Origin of the sequence: Caenispirillum bisanense (assembly GCF_900230255.1) — a bacterium.
Classification (GTDB): domain Bacteria; phylum Pseudomonadota; class Alphaproteobacteria; order Rhodospirillales; family Rhodospirillaceae; genus Caenispirillum; species Caenispirillum bisanense_A.
In genome coordinates, this window is record NZ_OCNJ01000007.1 from 279,488 (window position 1) to 298,965 (window position 19,478).

Consider the following 19,478-nt stretch of genomic DNA (forward strand, 5'->3'; position numbering starts at 1 on the left):
GGGACCGGAGCGGCGGGCCTGCGCCCGTCGCTCCGCCGCCCTCAACTCACCGGCGCGGCGTCGTCGACCACCAGCTGGGCCTCCGTGCGGCCCTGCCAGGTGTCGGCCCGCAGGGTGCCGGCAATGTGCAGCAGGCGGCCCGACGCATTGAGCAGCATCTGGCCGAGGTCGCCGTCGACACAACGGAAGGCGATGGCCTTCAGGCGCCCGACGCCGCTCGCCCCCGACAGGAACAGCCGCACGTGGCCCGACCCCACCACGTCGGCCCGCGCCACCCGGCAGTTGGCGACCACGAAGCGCGGTTCCTCGTTGCCGGCGCCGTAGGGGCCGCACTGGGCCAGCGTCGCCACCAGATCGGCCGAGGCGGCGCCGACGTCGAGCGCGCCGTCCAGTTCCAGGGTCGGCACGATGCCGCCGGCGTCGAGCTGGGCGCGCAGGCGCTCCACCAGGAAGGCGCGGAAGGCCGGCAGCTTCTCTTCCGCCAGGGTGAAGCCCGCCGCCATGGCGTGGCCGCCGCCGGCCATGAGCAGCCCGGCCTCGCGCGCGGCGATGACGGCGCGGCCGAGGTCCAGCCCCGGCACCGAGCGGCCGGAGCCCTTGCAGATGCCGCCTTCCACCGCCAGCACGCAGGCCGGCATGGCGTAACGTTCCTTCAAGCGGCTGGCGACGATGCCGACCACGCCCGGATGCCAGCCCTGGCCGTGGACGAAGACCAGCGGGTCCTCGCTCGGGGTGCCTTCGGCCAATTCGATGGCGTCGAGCAGGCAGGCGGCCTCGATCTCCTGGCGCTGGGAATTGTACTCGTGCAGGCGCATGGCGAGCGCCACCGCCTCGTCGCGGTCGTCGGTGGAGAGCAGCCGGGTGCCGAGGTCGGATTCGCCGACGCGCCCGCCGGCGTTGACCCGCGGCCCCAGGATGAAGCCCAGGTGATAGGCGTCCAGCCGGTCCTTCACGCCGGCCACGTCGGCCAGGGCGGCGATGCCGGCGTTGCCGCGCTTGGCGGCGACCTTCAGCCCCTGCGTCACCAGCGCCCGGTTGAGGCCGGTGAGCGGCACCACGTCGCAGACGGTGCCGAGCGCCACGATGTCGAGCCACTGGCGCAGGTCCGGTTCCTTGCGGCCGGCGGCGGCGTACCAGCCGCTGTCGCGCAAGGCCCGGTTGACGGCGACGCACAGCAGGAAGGCGACGCCGACCGCCGCCAGATGCCCCTGGCCGGAGGTGCAGTCGAGCCGCTTCGGGTTCACCACGGCGACGGCGGCGGGCAGCGTCGGCTCCGCCTGGTGATGGTCCACCACCACCACGTCGAGCCCGGCGTCGTAGGCCGCCTGCAAGGGCTCGTAGGCGGTGATGCCGCAGTCCACGGTCACCACCAGCGAACAGCCGGCCTCGCGCAGCTTCAGCAGGGCCGGGGCGTTGGGGCCGTAGCCCTCGGCCATGCGGTCGGGGATGTAGGCCCGCACGTCGGCCCCGACGGCGCGCAGGAAGCGCAGCAGCAGCGCCGAGGAGGTGGCGCCGTCGACATCGTAGTCGCCGAACACGGCGATCTTCTCGCCGCCTTCCAGGGCCACGGCGACGCGCTCGGCGGCATCGTCCATGCCGGCGAAGGTGGACGGGTTGGGGATGAGGTCGCGCAGGGTGGGGTTGAGGAAGCCCTCGGCCGCCTCCAGGCTGACGCCGCGCGCCGCCAGCACTCGCCCGACCACCTCGGGCAGCGCCAGCCGCTGGCTGATGGCCAGCGCCATGCGCTCGTCACCCTGCCGCAGGGTCCAGCGCCGGCCGTTGACCGAGCGGTCGACACCGAGGAAGGGCGGGACGGTCATGCGGGGGCTCTCCGACGTGAGGGGCGATGGAACCACCGTATCATAGGGAGGCGGCCGGCCTGCGTCCACCGGGCGCCTCCCCGTCTCCCCGTCGCGCTCAGTCGGCGTGCTCGGCGTCGAAGGCCCAGACGCGCTCGAAGCCCATGAGCTTGCTGAACTCGGTGAAGGAATACAGGTCACCGGCGATGGCCTGCGACGAGCCGTCGCGCCGGATGGTCTCGTAGGTGCGGCGCAGGGCCGCACCCGCGGCCAGGAAGCCGGTGCCGGGGAAGATGGCGATCTTGTATCCCAGTTCCTCCAGCTCCGCCTTCGAGAGGATCGGCGTGCGGCCGCCTTCAACCATGTTGGCGAGCAGCGGCTTGTCGATGGTGGCGCAGATGCGGCGCATTTCCTCCACCGTCTCCGGGCTTTCGACGAACAGCACGTCGGCGCCGGCTTCGGCATAGGCCTCGGCGCGGCGCAGCGCCTCGTCCAGGCCGTGGGCGGTGCGGGCGTCGGTGCGGGCGACGATGAGGAAGTCGTCGGACTCGCGGGCCTGGACCGCCACCTTGATCTTCTTCACCATGTCGGCCATGGGGATGACGCGGCGGCCGGGGGTGTGGCCGCACTTCTTGGGGAATTCCTGGTCTTCGAGCTGGATGGCCGCGGCGCCCGCCGCCTCGTAGCCCTTCACCGTGAAGTCGACGTTGAGCAGGCCGCCATAGCCGGTGTCACCGTCGGCGATCAGCGGCGTCGCGGTGCCGCCGGCCAGGGTGCGCACCCGCGTCACCATGTCGGTGTAGCTGGCGAGCCCGGCGTCGGGCAGCCCGAGGTGGGAGGCGACCGTGCCGTACCCGGTCATGTAAAGGGCGTCGAATCCCATGCCGTCGGCGATCTTGGCCGAGATCATGTCGAACACCCCGGGGGCCACGATGAGCCCGGGGGCAGTCAGGCGTTCGCGCAGGCTGGTCACGCATCGTCTCCTTGTCGTCACTTGGTCTTTCTGCGGCCATTGTATACAATGGATGCATCCCAAATCGAGTCCGGAGTTGCCATGACCGTGCCCGACCCCTCTCCGCCGCCCGCCGACGGCGGTGAACGCGCCGCCGATCGCGCCTACAAGCTGATCCGCGAAGGCATCCTGCGGCAGCACTGGAGCGGCGGCGAACACCTGCGGGAGCACGACCTGGCCGCCTTCACCGGCGTCAGCCGCACGCCGGTGCGCGACGCCCTGCGGCGGCTGGCGGCGGAAGGGCTGGTGGAACTCACGCCCAATGCCGGCGCCCGCATCTGGGAATGGACGACGGAGGAACTGGACGACATCTTCGACCTGCGCTCGCTCATGGAGGGTCACGCCGCCAACCTGGCCGCCGCCCGCATCGGCGCCGAGCAACTGGCCGAACTGGACGAGCTGTGCGACCGCATGGAAGCGGTGGTGGAGGGCTCCGGCGACTCGCAACTGGCCTTGGCCGAACTGTCGCCGCTGAACGAGCGGTTCCACGGCGTCATCCTGGAAGCCTCGGGCAGCCGGCGGCTGCGACTGGCCCTGCGGCAGGTGATCCAGGTACCGCTGGTGATGCGCACCTTCGCCGTCTACAGCGCGGCGGAATTGCGCCGCAGCATGTCGCACCACCGCGAGATCGCCGAGGCCCTGGCCGCCCACGACGGCGTGTGGGCAGAAAGCGTCATGCGGTCGCACCTGCACGCCGGCCACGCGGTGATGACGCGAGGTCGCGCAAATATTGACCGAGCGGCGGAGTAGTGTATACAATCCCTCCCTGACCGGCCAAAAGAGCCGGGTCGCCCGCGGCTACCGCGCCGCGACCACAACGGGTTTCGACACGCGAAACCACAGGGAGGAAACCATGCGGAAGATGCTCACCGCCGCGGCCATGGCCGTCGGCATCGCGGCCCTGTCCATCAGCCCCGCCCTGGCCGAGCGCACCCTGCGCCTGTCGCTGCAGGTGTCCAGCAGCCATCCCATCGGGCAGAACATCGACTACTTCAAGAAGATGGTCGAAGAGGAATCGGGCGGCGACATCAAGATCGAGGTCTACGATTCCGCGCAGCTCTACAAGGGCAGCGAGATCCCGCAGGCCGTCGCCTCGGGCGCCATCGACATCGGCCTCGTGCTGATCGACGAATTCGCCGGCACGGTGCCCGTCACCGGCATCTTCGGCGTCGCCTTCATGTTCCCGAACTACGATGTGCTCGCCCGCGCCGCCGCCCCGGGCAGCGAGGTGCGCACCATCATCGACGAGGAAATCCGCAAGACCGGCGCCCGCGTGCTGTGGTGGCAGGATTACGGCCCCGTGCAGTTGCTGTCCAACGGCGAGGCCATTCGCCTGCCGTCCGACCTCAAGGACAAGAAGATCCGCGTCCTCGGCAAGCCGTCGGGCGACTTCATCAAGGCGGTCGGCGGCGTGCCGGTGAAGATCGGCGGGTCGGAACAGTTCCTCGCCTACCAGCGCGGCACGGTCGACGTCGGCATGACCGGCACCACCGCCATCGAGACCCGCAAGCTGCACGAGGTGATGGACCACGTCACCATCACCAACCACGCGCAGACCGAATTCCTCATGGTCATCAACGACAAGCTGTGGGATTCGCTGACCGACGAGGAACGCGCCATCCTCGGCAAGGCGGCCCAGGCGGCGGAAGACAAGCTGCGCAGCGAGACCGAGGCCAACAACATCGCCTCGGAAAAGGTCATCGCCGAAAAGGGCATGACCGTCGTGCACCTGACGCCGGAAGAGCTGGCCGAGTGGCAGCGCGCCGCCGCGCCGGCGGTGGAAGCCTTCATCGCCTCGTCGGGCGACGAGGGTCGCAAGCTGGTGGATGCCATTCGCGTCCTCTACTGATCGCGCGCAGGCAGGCCCGGTGACGCCCATGACCACGACCGCCCGCAGCACCCCCGACACCACACCTCCCTCTGGTCCGCCCGGCCGCGGCGGCGGCTCGCGGCTGCTGTCGGCAGTCGACTGGATTTCCGACCAGTGCGCCCGCCTCGGCATGGTCATGGTGGCGCTCATCGCCGGCTTCCTGTTCTACGAGGTGGTGGCGCGCTACGTGTTCCTCGCGCCCACCATCTGGACCCAGGACGTCTCGGTGACGCTGCAGGTGTGGTTCACCTACCTGGGCATGGCGTGGGTGCTGCGGCATCGCGACATGATCCGCATCACCGCCGTCACCGGGCTGCTCGGCCGCGGGCCGCGCAAGGTGCTGGAGGCCTTCTCGCTGCTCGTCATCGTCGCCTTCAGCGTCATGGCGGTATGGGAAGGCTGGCGGGTGGTGGAGGACAGCATCCGCCTCGGCCGCCGCCAGCCCACCATGCTGGAACTGCCCAACTGGATCGCGGAAGTGCCGGTCATCCTCGGCTTCCTGCTGCTGGCCGTGCAGGGCGTGGCGGAGTTGATCCGCCTGCCCTCCCGCACCGACGACGACAGCGCCGGCGGCAGCCACTTCGCCCCGCCCGAGGGCGCCGACGCCGAGCCCGTTCCGCCCCCTGCTCCCACCGGCCGGAGGGCCGCCGAATGACCCTGATCCTGATCGTCGGCCTGCTTCTGCTGCTGCTGTTCAGCGGCCTGCCGGTGGCCTTTTCCCTCGCCGGGCTGGGCGCCGCCATGCTGGTCGCCAAGGGCCTGCCGCTGGTGATGGTGGCGCAGAACCTGCACGGCGCCATCGACAACTTCGTGCTGCTGGCGGTGCCGCTGTTCCTGCTGATGTCCAACATCCTGCTGCGCGGCGGCGTCGGGCGCGACCTGTTCGAGGCGGTGCAGAGCTGGGTCGGCCACTGGCCGGGCGGTCTCGGTGTCGCCACCCTGCTGTCGTGCGGCCTGTTCTCGGCCATCTCCGGCTCGTCCGTCGCCACGGCGGCGACGGTCGGCACCGTCGCCATCCCCGAAATGACCAAGCGCGGCTACAAGCAGCCCTTCGTGCTCGGCCTGCTGGCGGCGGGCGGCACGCTCGGCATCCTCATCCCGCCGTCCATCCCGCTCATCGTCTACGGCGTCATCACCGAGGAGAGCATCGGCAAGCTGTTCCTGGCCGGCATCGGCCCGGGCCTGCTGCTGATCGTGCTGTTCGGCGCCTATTCCATCCTCAACGCCGCCTTCACCGGCGACTACGAGCGCATGCCCAAGGCGACGTGGGAGGTGCGGCGCCGCGCCTCGTGGCGGGCCATGCCGACGGCCGTGCTGGCGGTGCTCATGGTCGGCGGCATCTACAGCGGCGCCTTCACCCCGACGGAAGCCTCGGCGGTGGGCGCCGTGGCGGCGCTGCTGCTGACGACGCTGGTGCTGCGCACCCTGACCTGGGCCGCCTTCAAGGACGCCGTGCGGGCGACGCTGTCGACCAGCGTGGTGCTGTTCCTGGTGGTCATCGGCGCCAAGATCTTCGGCAAGGCGGTGACGCTCTACCAGGTGCCGGCGCAGGTGGCCCAGTTGGTCGACACCCACGTCGCCGACCAGACCGTGTTCCTGCTCATCGTCGCCGCCATCCTGCTGTTCATCGGGCTGTTCCTGGAAAGCCTGAGCATGCTGCTCATCATGGTGCCGGTGCTGTTCCCGACGGTGCTGGCGCTGGGCGTCGACCCGGTGTGGTTCGGCATCTTCTTCGTGGTGCTGATCGAGATCGCGCTCATCACCCCGCCGGTCGGCCTGAACCTGTTCGTCATCCAGGCGGTGGCACGAACGCCGCTCGGGGTGGTGGTACGCGGCGTGTCGCCGTTCATCGCCCTCATGCTGCTGTCGGTCGGCCTGCTGTGGCTGATCCCCGGCATCGCCCTCTACATCCCGTTCGGGCTCTGACGAGCCTGCGCCCCGGAGACTCTGCAATGCGCAAGACCACCCGCCTGCGCCGCCTGATGGAAGCGCCCGAGATCCTGCGGCTGCCGGGCATTCATGATGCCCTGTCCGCCAAGCTGGCCGAGGAAGCCGGTTTCGCCGCCGTCGGCCTCGGCGGCTTCCCGGCGACCGGCACCCTGCTGGCCGAGCCCGACAGCTCGCAGCTTTCGCTCTCGGAACTGGCCGAGCATCTGGCGCGCATCTGCGATGCCACCAGCCTGCCGGTTCTGGCCGACGCCGACACCGGCTTCGGCAACGTCACCAACACCGCCCGCACGGTGCGCACCCTGGAGCGGGCCGGCGTCGCCGGGCTGTTCATCGAGGACCAGGTGTTCCCCAAGCGCTGCGGCCACACGCCCGGCAAGGCGGTGGTGCCGCCCGCCGAGATGGCGGCCAAGATCGCCGCCGCCTGCGACGCCCGCCACGACCCCGACCTGCTGATCATGGCGCGCACCGACGCCATCGCGGTCAACGGCCTGGACGACGCCATCGCGCGCGCCAACCTCTACCGCGAGGCGGGCGCCGACGCCCTGTTCGTGGAGGCGCCGGCGACGATCGACGACATGCGCCGCATCGTGGCGGAAGCACCGGGCCTGCACATGACCAACATGGTCGACTTCGGCATGAGCCCCGCCCTGACGGGGGCCGAGGCCCAGGCCATGGGCTTTGCCTGCATCATCTGGCCGGTCACCACCATCCTCGCCCAGGTGAAGATGCTGCGCGACCTGTTCGCCCGCCTGAAGGACGACGACGGCACGGCGGGCCTGGCCGACCGGCTGGCGCCCTTCGACGACTACACCCGCCTCGTCGGTCTGCCGCGCCTGCGCGAGCGGGAACAGGCCTTCCTCGACCATGCCGCGGCCCTCGCCGACGGCCGGTAACCACCTGCGGGACGCATGGCGCGCGACCTTTTCGCAACCAGGTAGAACGGGGCGCGGCGGCTGGACGTTGTTGGCGAGCACTCCCGCTTGACGAGGTTCGCCATGAACAGAACAGACACCCTGGCCGTCTGGGCGCCGCGGGCGCTCGCCGTCCTGCGCATCGTCGCCGCCCTGATCTTCCTGGAACACGGCACGCAGAAGCTGCTCGGCTTCCCCGACGGCGAGCGCGCCGGCGTCGCCTTCGGCACCCTGTCGTGGTGGGCCGGCGCCATCGAACTGGTGACCGGCGTCCTGCTCGTGATCGGCCTGTTCACCCGCGCCGCGGCCTTCATCGCCTCGGGCGAAATGGCCGTCGCCTACTGGATGGCGCACGCACCGCAGAACTTCTTCCCGGTGAACAACGGCGGCGACGCGGCCATCCTGTACTGCTTCGTCTTCCTCTACCTGGTCTTCGCCGGACCGGGCGCATGGAGTATCGACGGCCGCAGGAGCAAGGTGTAGAGGAAAGGGCAACACACGCCCGGAGGAGCATCATGTCGTCCGTCGCGGCGTCGCCGGCGGCAGTTTGTTTTCCTCTCGCCGGGCGGCGCATCTGGGTCACCGGCCACACCGGCATGGTGGGCGGCGCCTTGGTGCGGCGCCTCGCCGACCTCGACTGCCACGTCCTCACCGCCCCGCGCGCCGCCGTCGACCTGACGCGGCAGGCAGCGGTGGAGGACTGGATGGCGCGCGAACACCCCGACGTGGTGATCGTCGCAGCGGCCAAGGTCGGCGGCATCCATGCCAACGACAGCCGACCGGCGGAGTTCATCCACCAGAACCTCGCCATCGCCACCACCGTCATCCACGCCGCCCACGTCTGCGGCGTGCGGAAGCTGCTCTATCTCGGCTCCTCGTGCCTCTATCCGCGCCTCGCGCCCCAACCGATGACCGAGGACGCACTGCTGACCGGGCCGCTCGAGCCGACCAACCAGTGGTACGCCGTCGCCAAGATCGCCGGCCTGAAGATGTGCCAGGCTTATCGTCGGCAGTACGGCGACGATTTCATCGCCGTCATGCCGACCAACCTCTACGGCCCCGGCGACACGTACGACCACGCGACGGCCCACGTTCCGGCGGCACTCATCCGCCGCTTCCACGAGGCGCGCCTGCGGGGCGATCCCGCGGTGGTGGTATGGGGGACGGGCACGCCCCGGCGGGAGTTCCTCTGCGTCGACGACCTCGCCGATGCGTGCGTCTTCGTCCTGGAGCGCTGGTCGTCGGAGGAGCCGCTCAACGTGGGTACCGGCGAAGACGTCACCATCGCCACGTTCGCCGCCATGGTGGCCAAAGTGGTGGGCTATGACGGCCGCATCGTCTTCGACCCGTCCCGCCCCGACGGAGCCCCCCGCAAGCTGCTCGACGTCTCCCGCCTCGGCGCACTCGGCTGGCGTGCCCGGACACCGCTGGAAAGTGGCCTGCGGGCCGCCTATGCCGACTTCCTGGCCGGCGGCGGGCGTTAGCGGCGGCGTCATTTCCAGGACCGAGGAACCGAATGCGGAGTTCCCCCACCCATCGGTAAAGGTCACGTCCGCGCACCCCTCTTCTCGCCGCTCGCGGCGCGGTCGGACGGGTCCGCACAAGTGCGAAACAACTCATGAAATGGCCCAGTGCGTCATCGGCGATGCCCCGGAGCTAACGGCGGTCCACGTCAACCGGACGGTGAAAGCCCTGCGCGCCGAGGGACTCCTCCGTGCCACCGCCCGCCATGAGGGCGCGGTAGGCCATCTGGTCCTCGTAGAGGCGCAGGAAGACGCGGTACTTGCGGTCGTGGTAGGCACGCACCGCACCCACCGCCGGCTCGATCACTCGCCCCGGCCGCGTCATGGCGGCCATGGCGGTGGCGATGTCGGCGTGGGTTCCGGCGGCCACGGCACCGAGCAGGGCGGCGCCCAGCAGCACCGCCTCCGGCTCCTCGGGCAGCACGAGGCGGCAGCCGGTGGCGTCGGCGTGGGCCTGGAGGAAGACCGGGTTCTTGGTGCCGCCGCCGCAGGCCAGGATGGTGTCGATGGCGTAGCCGGCGGCGTTCATGGCCTCGACGATGTGCCGCGTGCCATAGGCCACCGCCTGCACCGTCGCCAGATAGAGCAGCGCCAGGTCGTCACGCTCGGCCGACAGGCGCAGGCCGCTCACCATGCCGCGCAGCCACGGCTCGGCGCGCGGCGAGCGGTTGCCGTGGAAGTCGGGCAGCACGTGCAAGTCGGCGGTCAGCTCCGCCACCGGCACACCCTGCTCCACCGCCATGGCGTCGAGGTGCTCGTTCAGCAGTTGATAGACGGTGCGACCGCCGGCGTCGGCCTCCGCCGCGAGGTCGGCATGGGCGGCATGGCTGCGCACGACGTGGTCGATGAGTGCCCCCGTCGCCGACTGGCCGCCCTCGTTGAGCCACAGGCCCGGCACCATGGCCGAGTAGTACGGCCCCCACACGCCCGCAATGAAGCGCGGGTCGCCGGGGCTGACGGTCATGTGGCAGCTCGACGTGCCGCCGATGAGGGCGAGACGACGGTCGAAGTCGACGGCGCCGCCCGCGCCGTCCTCGGGCAGGCGGGCGCCGATGACGCCGAGGCCGCCGGCGTGGGCGTCGATGAGCGAGGTGCCGACGGCGATGCCCGGCGCAAGCCCCAGGTCGGCCGCCGCCTGCGCCGTCAGGCCGCCGGCGATGGCGCTGCCGACGGCGCCGACATCGGTGCCGATGCGGCAATGGGCCTCGTCGGCCAGATCGCCGAGGCCGACCGCCCGCAGATAGGCGTCGTCCCAGCGGTCCTCGTGGCCGAGATAGGTCCACTTGCACACCAGCGAGCACAGCGACCGCCGCGGCGAGCCGGTGGCCCGCCACGTCAGGAAGTCCGGCAGGTCGAAGAAGTGCGCCGCCCGCGCCCAGGTCTGCGGCAGAGTCTCCTTCAGCCACAGCAGCTTGGGCGTCTGCATCTCGGGCGAGACGCGGCCGCCGACGTAGCGCAGCACGTCGTGCCCGCCGGCGTTGATGCGCGCCGTCTGGTCGAGCGCCCGGTGGTCCATCCAGACGATGACGTTGCGGGCATCGTCGCCCGCCGGGTCCACCGTCACCGGCCGCCCCTCGCCGTCCAGCACCACCAGCGAGCAGGTGGCGTCGAAACCGATGCCGACCACGTCGGGCGGCTCGGCGCAGGCTGCCACGGCCTCGCGCACGCAGGCGCAGACGGCGGCCCAGATGTCGTCGGAGGACTGCTCCGCCCACTCCGGTTCCGGGTGCCACATGCGGATGGGCCGCACCGCCATGGCGAGGCGGTGGCCGTCGAGGTCGAAGATGCCGGCGCGGGCGCTGCCGGTTCCGACGTCCACTCCGATGACCGCGCGGACCATGGCGGGGCTCCCTTCCTCCGGTGTGGCTCAGGCGTCGCAGGTGGCGCAGAAGGCCTCGAAGGCCTCGCGCGTGGCGTAGGACTTCTGCGTCCCCGGCCGGGTGATGCTGTCGGCGGCATAGCGCACCGCCTTATGCAGCGAGGCGTCGAGGTCGTGGGTCTCGACGTAGTAACGGGCGAAGCTGCCGATGAAGGCGTCGCCGGCGCCGGTGGTGTCGACCGGGGTGACGCGCACCGGCTCGATGCGCCGCGTCGCCTCGCCGGCCGTCACCAGCAGGGCGCCGCGGGCGCCGAGGGTGACGATGACGGTGCGGATGCCGCGGGCGACAAGGGTGCGCGCCGCCGTCTCCGCCTCGGCCTCGGACGTCACCGGCAGGCCGGTGATGGTCGCGAGTTCCGTCTGGTTGGGCACGAAGAAGGTTACCTGCTCGATGCGCGCGGGATCGAGGTCGGGCGCCGCCGGGGCGGGGTTCAGCAGCGTCTCGATGCCGTGCGCGGCGCCGAAGGCGATGGTGTGATAGACCGTCTCCAGCGGCACTTCCAGTTGCATGACGATGAGGTCGCACTGCTTGAGCGCCTCCGCCGCGCGGTCGACGTCGGCCGGCGACAGCAGGGCGTTGGCGCCCTTGACGATGAGGATGCTGTTCTCGCCCGACGGCTCGACGAAGATGGGCGCGACGCCGCTGGAGGTGCCCGGCACGCGCTCCACGAAGCGGGTGTCGATTCCCGAGGTTTCGAAGTTGCGGATGGTGTTGTCGGCGAAGATGTCGTCGCCGACCTTGGTCAGCATCATGACGTCGGCGCCCAGGCGGGCGGCGGCGATGGCCTGGTTGGCGCCCTTGCCGCCGCAGCCCATCTCGAAGCGCGGCGCCTCGATGGTTTCGCCGGGGGCCGGCATGCGGTCGGTGTAGGTGATGAGGTCGACCATGTTGCTGCCGACCACGGCGATCTTGCCCGACATGACGGGGGCCTCCTCTCTCACAGGCTGGCGATGACGGCTTCGGCGGCGTCCGCCTCGGACGCGGTCAGGTAGCCGAGGCGCACGGCGAAGCGGCGGGTCTCGCCGCCTTTCAGGGTCTGGACGTTGCCCTTGGCCTGCTCGGCGAGGAAGCCCTCGGGCTCGCAGGTCGACGGCAAGGCGAAGGCGGCCACCTTCTGGTCGCTGTTGACCAGAATCCACCGCACCGTCTTGGGGAAGTCGGCGGTGTCGTAGGCGATGTGGAAAGCATCGCCCTCGCGGCGGCGCATCATCAGGGCGGTGCGGCCGGCGGCATCGGTGCGCAGGCCGCGGATGTAGAACACCTGCTCGGGGTCGTAGCGGCCCGGCTCGTCGAGCACTTCCATGACCGACGGGTCGGCCGCCAGGTCGGCCAGCAGGGCGTCGTAGGCGGCACTGCGCGGCACGTGGGCCGGCACCTCGGTGCGCACCGCCGTCGCCTCCGGCGTGAAGGGCGCCGGCTGGACGATGCGCGCGCCCTCGCAATAGGCGAAGTTGACGTGGCACATGTACATGAGGTCCATGGCCGCGCCCGACAGGTTCTCGACGCTCATCTCGATGTCGAACAGGGTGGCGTCGGGGCGCAGCACGACGCGCGGCCGGGCGACGTAGTGGGCGCCGAAGCCCATGACGTACTCGCGCCGGCCGGTGAGCGCCATGTAGGGCCCCTCGGCGTCCTCGCCGATCTCCAGCCCGGCGGCGTCCATGGGGGCGCAGGGCATCTCGCCGTGCAGCGGATGGGCGTCGCGCGGCCCCGGACAACCGTTGCGCAGCAGGCCCGAGTGGAAGGCGAAGCAGCCATAGGTGCCGACGATGACATCGGCCGGGCGCGGCATGTCGAACATGTTGGCCATGGTCAGGTCGACGCCGTCGAACACCGCGTCCCAGATCATCTGCCCGAAGTACGGCAGCACCACCAGATGGCCGCGCCGGTTGGTCAGGCGCACCGCCTCGATGCCGCTGTCGTAGCGGAACAGGCTGGCCGACAGGCCGTCGATCTCGGCGACGGGGCGCTCGGTCTCGCCGAAGAAGCTCTTGCGGAAGTGGATGGTCGTGCGGACGCTCATGATGTCCTCCGGCACCCTTTAGCGGGTACGGTTCTTGTAGGCGTTGATGGCGATCACCAGGAGCAGGAAGGCGCCCCAGATGAAGTCGATCAGGTGGTTGGAGAACCGCAGGATCTGGAAGCCGCTCGACAGCAGCATGAGGGCCACCACGGCGATGGAGACGCCGAGCACCGTTCCCTTGCCGCCGGCCGGGTTGGTGCCGCCGAGCACGGCGATGAGCACCGCCTGCAGCAGGTAGGACGTGCCGTAGTCCGACTTGGCGGCGTTGGTGCGCCCCGACAGGATGATGCCGGCCACCGACGCCAGCACGCCGGTCAGCATGTAGCTGTAGAAGATCATCCGCTCGCGCTTCAGGCCGGCGAACAGGGCGGCCTTCGGGTTGGTGCCGATGAGCAGCAGGTTGATGCCGAAGGCGGTGCGCGACAGGATGAAGGCGATCACTATTGCCAGCACCACGAACAGCACGAAGGGCGTGGCGATGCCGAGGATCTTGCCGTTGCCGAGGAAGGCCCAGGCCTGCGGGAAGCCGACGATGGCCGGCCCGCCGGTCAGCACGATGGCGAGGCCGGTGAATACCTGCCCGGTGCCGAGGGTCGCCAGGATCGGCGTGATACGCAAGCGGGTGATGAGGAAGCCGTTCAAGGCCCCGGCCACCACGCCGGTCCCCACCGCCACCACGCCGCCGAGCAGCACCGTCATCACGCCGGTGTCGGCGACGCCCGTCTCCTGCGCCAGGCGGTGGAACAGCACGCCGGCCAGGATGCCCGACAGGTTGGCGATGCCCACCACCGACAGGTCGATGCCGCCGGTCAGCATGGCGATCATCATGGCGATGGACAGCAGGCCGAGTTCGGGGAAGATGTAGGTGATGGACTCGAAGTTGTAGTAGCGCAGGAACTTGTCCGGGCTGAGCGCCGTCATGACGACGAAGATCAGCACGGTCATGATGAGCAGCTGGGCGATGTTGTTGTCGCGGTTCAGCAGGCTGCGGAAATCCGTCTGGAACTTCATGATCGGCCTCCTCACGCCTGCCGGCGGCGATCGCGCCAGGCGGTGACCGCCGTGGCGATGACGATGATGACGCCCACCACCACGCGCTGCCACGTGGTGTCGACCTTCATGATGATCAGGCTGTTCTTCACCATCACCAGCATGAAGACGCCGAGCATGGTGCCGAGCACCGTGCCGCGCCCGCCGAAGATGGAGGCTCCGCCCAGCACCACGGCGGCGATGACGTCCAGCTCCAGCCCGACGAAGTCGCGCGGGTTGGCGAGCCAGATCATGCCGCTGTGCAGCAGGCCCGCGAAACCGGCGAGCGCACCGGCGGTGCAGTAGATGAAGAAGATGGTCTTGCGCAGGTCGAAGCCGGCGCGGCGGGCCGCTTCCGCGTCCCCACCGAGGGCATAGACGCTGCGCCCGATCATGGTGTAGCGCAGCACCACGTGCATGAGCACGGCGATGCCGACATAGACCAGCACCATGGCCGTCAGGCCGTAGGTGGTGCCGTCGACCTTGGTCAGGCTGATGACTTCCGTCTTGGCGAAGTCCATCAGCGCGTCGGGCATCTTGTTGATGTTGACCATGCTGGTGCCGACGACGCCGAGCAGGAAGCCGCGCACCATGCTGCCGGTGCCGAGCGTCACGATCAGCGGGATCATGCGGAACTTGTAGACGAAGAAGGCGTTCAGGCAGCCGAACAGCAGGCCCATGACCGCCGCCGTCAGGAACGGCAGCGCCACCCCGTCGTAGCCGAAGTAGATCATGCCCTTCACGGTCAGGTACATGGCCGCGACCGCGAAGGCCGGGAACGACACGTCGATGCCGCCCGAGATCATGACGAGCAGCACGCCCAGCGCCATGATCCCGATGATCACGTTGCTGCGCGCGAGGCTGAACAGGTTGTCGAGCTGCCAGAAGGCAGGGTTGACCAACCCGATGAGGATCATGGCGAGCACCAGAATGCCCGCGATGACCACTTCCGAACGGCGGAGCCAGGCCATCACATCCCCCTCACGCGAACGTCTTCAGCGTCTCGCTGACCTGCTCTTCCGAGGTCGCGGCGCTTTCCCTTTCGTCGACGAACCGGCCGCGGTGCATGAGCACGATGCGGTTGCAGTTCTGCACCAGTTCGAGGACGTCGTCGGAGATCATCAGGACGGCGAGCCCGTGGTGGACGGCCAGTTCCCGGATCTTGCGGTGAATTTCTGCCTTCGAGCCGACGTCGACGCCGACGGTCGGCCCGTTGAGGATGAGCACGCGGGCGTCCGTCAGCAGCCAGCGGGCCAGCACCACGCGCTGCTGGTTGCCGCCCGACAGCTGGATCACCGGCTTCTCGCCCGAGGGTGTCGCGATCTGCATGGCGCCGATCATGTCGGCCGCCATGCCGTCGGCCTTCTCGCGGTCGACCACGAGGCGCGGTGCCAGCCGCTCGTAGATGGTCGCCAGCATGTTGCGGTCGATGCTCTGGGCGAGGAACAGGCCTTCCGTCAGCCGGTCTTCCGGCACGTAGGCGATGCCCGCCTCGATGGCGTCGTGGGTGGAGGTCAGGCGCACCGGCTCGCCGTCGATGCGGATCTCGCCGCGGTAGCCGGGCATCATGCCGAACAGCGTCAGCGCCACCTCGGTGCGCCCGGAGCCGAGCAGGCCCGACAGCCCGACGATCTCGCCCGGCCGCACGGCCAGGTTCAGGCCCTCGAAGTGGCAGGGCAGCGTCAGGTCGCGGATCTCGACGCGCGGCGCCGGTGCCGTGCCCGCGGGCGGCGTCCAGACGTAGGGCTCGTTGAGGATGTCGGTGCCCGTCATGTGGCGGGTGATGGAGGCTTCGTCGAAGTCCGACGTCGGCCCCTCGGCGACCTTGCGGCCGTTGCGGATGACGGTGATGCGCTCGCTGATCTCCAGCATCTCGCGCATCTTGTGGCTGACGAACAGAATGGCGATGCCGCGCGCCTGGATGTCGCGGACGATGCGGAACAGCGTCTCCACTTCCTTACGGGTGAGCGCCGTGGTCGGCTCGTCCATGACGATGAGGCGGGCGTCGGACATGAGCGCGCGCGCGATGGCGACCAGCTGCTTGCCGGCGGTCGGCAGGTTGCCCACCTCGGCGTCCAGATCGAGGTCGACGCCCAGCCGGCTCACCGCCTCGCGGGCGATGCGGCGGGTGCGGCCCCAGTCCATGAACCGGCGCTTCTCGCGCAGGTGGACGTTCATCGCCAGGTTCTCGGCGACGGTCAGGTTCCCGAACAGCGAGAAGTCCTGGTAGATCACCTGCACGCCGTGACCGATGGCGCGGATGGGGGAGAGCTTGTCGACGGGCTTGCCGTCGATGAGCATCTGGCCGCCGTCCGGCTGGTAGACGCCGGACATGACCTTGATGACGGTCGACTTGCCCGACCCGTTCTCGCCGGCCAGGCAATGGATTTCGCCGGGGCGGATGACGAGCGAGATGTCGTCCAGGGCGACGACGCCGGAGAATTCCTTCCGGATGTCGCGCAGTTCGATGAAGGCTTGCGGTGACATGGTCGGGCCCGCCTGCTGGGGACTGAGGAACGTGCGAGGCGGCGGGCGGCGAAGGCACCGGCGGTGAAGCCGGCGCCTCCGCGCCCCGCGGTCAGGCTCAGAAGTCGTACTTGTCCATGTTTTCCTGGGTCACGCCGACCCAGCCCTGGCCGTACAGCAGGTTGCCCTTGCTGCCTTCCGGCGCGGACAGGTCGGTGTAGCCGGGCAGGCCGAGGTCGAGACCGGCCTTGATCTGGTCGGCCTTGCCGTCGAGCGCCATCACGGCCAGCATGTTCATGGCATAGCCGGCGACGGCCGGATCCCAGAACTGGATGTACTGGATGTTGCCGTTGGCCAGGTACTCACCGGCGACCGACACGAGGCCGGTGCCCGCGAAGTACAGCTTGTCCTTCAGGCCGCGCTCGGCGATCAGGCGACCGGCGCCCGCCGAGGTCGGCATCGGACCGCCGACGATCCCCTTCAGGTCGGGATAGGTCGTCAGCACTTCCTTCAGCTTGTTGTAGTCGGTGTTGGCGTCGTCGTAGGTCTCGAGCCGGTTAGTGACCATTTCCATCTTCGGGAAATGCTGCTTCTGGTACTCGATGGCGCCGTCGATCCACTCGTTCTGCGACTTGGAGGTCAGGCTGCCGACGGTGGCGATGTACTTGCCCTCGCCGCCCATGTACTCGCCCAGCACTTCCATCAGCTTGGCGCCGTAGGCCTTGTTGTCGAAGGCTTCCAGGACGAAGTCGGCGTTGGTGATGTTGGACGCCTCGTGGGCGATGACGACGATGCCGCGGTCACGCGCCTTCTTCAGCACCGGCTCCACGGCCTCGACCGAGAACGGCACGATGGCGATGGCGTCGACGCCCTGGGCGATGAGGTTCTCGACCAGCTGCACCTGCGCCGCGGCGTCGGCCTGGCTCGGGCCGACCATCCAGGTGTCGTGGCCGGTGTCGGCGCCGAACTGCTTGACGCCGTCGCGCATGCGGTCGAACCAGGCGATGCCGTCCACCTTCACGACGGTGGCGATGGAGTAGGTCTTGCCCGTCGCCTCGGAGGTGAGGGTCTTGACGGCGTCCGGCGTTTCCACCGGGTCGGCGGCGAGCGCCGGGCCGGCGGCCAGCGCGCCGGCGATCATCAGCGATGACAGAAGCTTCTTCATGACGGAACTCCCTTGGAAGTCGTGCCCTTAAGTGAAGCGGTCCCCTAAGACCGTGGCGCGCCGGCCGGTTGTTGGTGCCGGTTCTGCGGTTCCGTGGCGCTGCGGCACGCGGCCGGGCGGACGGACGGAACGGGCCGCCGCCGGAAAAGGCGCGTCAGCCGCCGATGATGGCGACGCTGGCGCTGGCTCCGATGCGCGAGGCGCCGGCCTCGATCATGCGCAGGGCATCGGCCGTGGTGCGCACGCCGCCGGAGGCCTTCACGCCCATGTCCGGGCCGACGGTGCGGCGCATGAGCGCCACGTCGGCGACGGTCGCGCCGCCGCCGGCGAAGCCGGTGGAGGTCTTGACGAAATCGGCCCCGGCCTCCTGCGACAGACGGCAGGCGAGCACCTTCTCGTCGTCGGTCAGCAGCGCGGTCTCCAGGATGACCTTGAGCAGCGCGTCGCCGCAGGCCTGCTTCACGGCGGCGATGTCGGCGCGCACGGCGTCGGCGTCGCCGGCCTTCAGCAGACCGATGGGGATGACCATGTCGACTTCGCGGGCGCCCTGCTCCACCACCCACGCGGCTTCCGCCGCCTTGATGGCGGTTGGGTCGGCGCCGAACGGGAAGCAGATGACGGCGCAGGTCGCGACGCCCGACCCGGCGAGACGCTCGGCCACCAGGGGCACGAACAGCGGGTTGACGCAGACCGCCTTGAAGGCGTGCGCGCGCGCTTCGTCGCACAGCCGCACCACGTCGGCGGGCTGGGCGTCGGGGCGCAGCAGCGTGTGATCGATGTAACGCGCCAGATCGGCCGGCGCGGGGGCGACGGGATGCTCAGACATTTTCTACTCCCGGCCGGCGCGGGGGATCGCCGGGCCACGTTGGATGTTATCATCCTAACAAATCTTGATATGATGGTTTCACGTTGACGCGACTTACGTCAAGGTTAAACCATTCCTGCGGGAGGGCGGCTTACGCTTCGGGCGGAGGCTCGCCCTCGAACACCGCAGAATCCGGGGCTCGGACGGCCGGTCCGGCCCTTTCCGACAACGCGAGGCTGCCATGTCGAAACAGAGGAAGCACCGCCTGGACCAGTTGCAGGCCGCCCTGGCGGCCGGCGGATTCCTGCGCCTGAAGGACGCGGCCCGCCTGCTCGACGTGTCGGAAATGACGGTGCGCCGCGACATCGCGGCCTGCGACGGCTGCGTCACCTACCTCGGCGGCTACATCATGGCGGCCGGCGAGGCGCCCGGCAGCATGGGCTACATCCTCGACCGCGAGCGCGACTCGCACACGCCCCTGAAGCGGGCCGCCTGCGACGCGGCGGCCACGCTGCTGAAGCCCGGCGAGACCATCTTTCTCGATTGCGGCACGACGATCCCGCATCTCGCCAGCCGGATCCCGCCCAACAGCGGCATCACGGTGGTGTGCTACGCCATGAACGTGGCCGAGATCGTGTGCAAGAAGCCGGGGGTGCGGGTGGTGATGCTCGGCGGGCTCTATCACAGCTCGTCGGCATCGTTCTCGAGCCCGGAGTCGCTGGAGACCCTGCGCGGCATCGGCATCAACACGGCCTTCATCTCGGCCGGCGGCATCCATGCGGCGTTCGGCGTCAGCTGCTCCAACTTCCACGAGGTCGCCGTCAAGCAGACCGCCATCGGCAACGCGGTGAGCAAGGTGCTGGTGGTCGATTCCAGCAAGTTCGACGTGGTGAAGCCGGTGTTCTTCGCCGGCCTCGACCGCTTCGACACCGTCTGCTGCGACGACGCGCTGAACGCCGCCGGCCGCGACCTGGTGGCCGACGCGAAGTGCCGGCTGCTGACCGCCTCCCCCGGCGCCGGCCGCGGCTGACCCGACGCGGCCGGA

At 69.7% G+C, this 19,478-nt stretch carries 18 protein-coding genes; 8 read left to right on the forward strand and 10 right to left on the reverse strand.

Annotated elements, in window-relative coordinates; translation table 11 throughout:
• Positions 1–41: 41 nt before the first annotated feature.
• A complete protein-coding gene (gene recJ, locus CRP50_RS16945) occupies positions 42–1,820 on the reverse strand; it encodes a single-stranded-DNA-specific exonuclease RecJ (protein ID WP_097280354.1) in 1,779 nt (592 codons plus the stop codon).
• 97 nt (positions 1,821–1,917) lie between these two features.
• Complete coding sequence (locus CRP50_RS16950; protein WP_097280355.1) at positions 1,918–2,772, reverse strand: isocitrate lyase/PEP mutase family protein; 855 nt, start codon at positions 2,770–2,772, stop codon at positions 1,918–1,920.
• Positions 2,773–2,853: 81 nt separating this feature from the next.
• Between CRP50_RS16950 and CRP50_RS16955 the strand changes: the two genes are divergently transcribed.
• The 7 genes from CRP50_RS16955 to CRP50_RS16985 all read left to right on the forward strand — a co-directional run bounded on the left by CRP50_RS16955 (position 2,854) and on the right by CRP50_RS16985 (position 9,026).
• Positions 2,854–3,561, forward strand: coding sequence for a GntR family transcriptional regulator (locus tag CRP50_RS16955; protein ID WP_176525227.1), 708 nt, complete (start codon positions 2,854–2,856; stop codon positions 3,559–3,561).
• Between the two features lie 103 nt (positions 3,562–3,664).
• Positions 3,665–4,660, forward strand: a complete 996-nt coding sequence (gene dctP / locus CRP50_RS16960; RefSeq protein WP_097280357.1) for a TRAP transporter substrate-binding protein DctP — start codon at positions 3,665–3,667, stop codon at positions 4,658–4,660.
• Positions 4,661–4,688: 28 nt separating this feature from the next.
• A complete protein-coding gene (locus tag CRP50_RS16965; RefSeq protein ID WP_176525228.1) occupies positions 4,689–5,336 on the forward strand; it encodes a TRAP transporter small permease in 648 nt (215 codons plus the stop codon).
• Positions 5,333–6,607, forward strand: a complete 1,275-nt coding sequence (locus CRP50_RS16970) for a TRAP transporter large permease (protein ID WP_097280359.1) — start codon at positions 5,333–5,335, stop codon at positions 6,605–6,607. Before CRP50_RS16965 ends, CRP50_RS16970 begins: the two co-directional genes overlap by 4 nt.
• Before the next feature lie 26 nt (positions 6,608–6,633).
• Positions 6,634–7,524 (forward strand): isocitrate lyase/PEP mutase family protein, encoded by an 891-nt coding sequence (locus CRP50_RS16975; RefSeq protein WP_097280360.1) that lies wholly within the window; start codon positions 6,634–6,636, stop codon positions 7,522–7,524.
• A 102-nt stretch (positions 7,525–7,626) separates the two neighbouring features.
• Entirely contained in the window at positions 7,627–8,025 is a 399-nt protein-coding gene (locus CRP50_RS16980; RefSeq protein ID WP_097280361.1) for a DoxX family protein, read from the forward strand.
• A 32-nt stretch (positions 8,026–8,057) separates the two neighbouring features.
• Positions 8,058–9,026 (forward strand): GDP-L-fucose synthase family protein, encoded by a 969-nt coding sequence (locus CRP50_RS16985; protein WP_097280362.1) that lies wholly within the window; start codon positions 8,058–8,060, stop codon positions 9,024–9,026.
• Positions 9,027–9,198: 172 nt separating this feature from the next.
• On the opposite strand, the gene CRP50_RS16990 is transcribed toward CRP50_RS16985, so the two are convergent.
• The 8 genes from CRP50_RS16990 to deoC all read right to left on the reverse strand — a co-directional run bounded on the left by CRP50_RS16990 (position 9,199) and on the right by deoC (position 18,454).
• A complete protein-coding gene (locus CRP50_RS16990) occupies positions 9,199–10,905 on the reverse strand; it encodes an FGGY-family carbohydrate kinase (RefSeq protein WP_097280363.1) in 1,707 nt (568 codons plus the stop codon).
• A gap of 27 nt (positions 10,906–10,932) precedes the next feature.
• Positions 10,933–11,865, reverse strand: coding sequence for a ribokinase (rbsK, locus tag CRP50_RS16995; protein WP_097280364.1), 933 nt, complete (start codon positions 11,863–11,865; stop codon positions 10,933–10,935).
• A 17-nt stretch (positions 11,866–11,882) separates the two neighbouring features.
• Positions 11,883–12,968 carry an aldose 1-epimerase family protein gene (locus CRP50_RS17000; RefSeq protein ID WP_097280365.1) on the reverse strand — a complete coding sequence of 362 codons (1,086 nt, stop codon included), beginning with the start codon at positions 12,966–12,968 and terminating at the stop codon, positions 11,883–11,885.
• Positions 12,969–12,986: 18 nt separating this feature from the next.
• Positions 12,987–13,979, reverse strand: coding sequence for an ABC transporter permease (locus tag CRP50_RS17005; RefSeq protein ID WP_097280366.1), 993 nt, complete (start codon positions 13,977–13,979; stop codon positions 12,987–12,989).
• An 11-nt stretch (positions 13,980–13,990) separates the two neighbouring features.
• Positions 13,991–14,968 carry an ABC transporter permease gene (locus tag CRP50_RS17010; protein ID WP_097280367.1) on the reverse strand — a complete coding sequence of 326 codons (978 nt, stop codon included), beginning with the start codon at positions 14,966–14,968 and terminating at the stop codon, positions 13,991–13,993.
• Between the two features lie 10 nt (positions 14,969–14,978).
• Complete coding sequence (locus CRP50_RS17015) at positions 14,979–16,484, reverse strand: sugar ABC transporter ATP-binding protein (RefSeq protein WP_097280368.1); 1,506 nt, start codon at positions 16,482–16,484, stop codon at positions 14,979–14,981.
• A gap of 97 nt (positions 16,485–16,581) precedes the next feature.
• The gene (locus CRP50_RS17020) at positions 16,582–17,628 is read right to left on the reverse strand and encodes an autoinducer 2 ABC transporter substrate-binding protein (protein WP_097280369.1); all 1,047 of its coding nucleotides are present in this window, start codon (positions 17,626–17,628) and stop codon (positions 16,582–16,584) included.
• 154 nt (positions 17,629–17,782) lie between these two features.
• On the reverse strand, positions 17,783–18,454 hold the full coding sequence (gene deoC / locus CRP50_RS17025; protein WP_097280370.1) for a deoxyribose-phosphate aldolase: 672 nt from the start codon (positions 18,452–18,454) through the stop codon (positions 17,783–17,785).
• Between the two features lie 220 nt (positions 18,455–18,674).
• Between deoC and CRP50_RS17030 the strand changes: the two genes are divergently transcribed.
• Positions 18,675–19,463: a DeoR/GlpR family DNA-binding transcription regulator gene (locus tag CRP50_RS17030; RefSeq protein WP_097280371.1), complete on the forward strand. Its 789-nt coding sequence runs from the start codon at positions 18,675–18,677 to the stop codon at positions 19,461–19,463.
• Positions 19,464–19,478 lie beyond the last annotated feature (15 nt).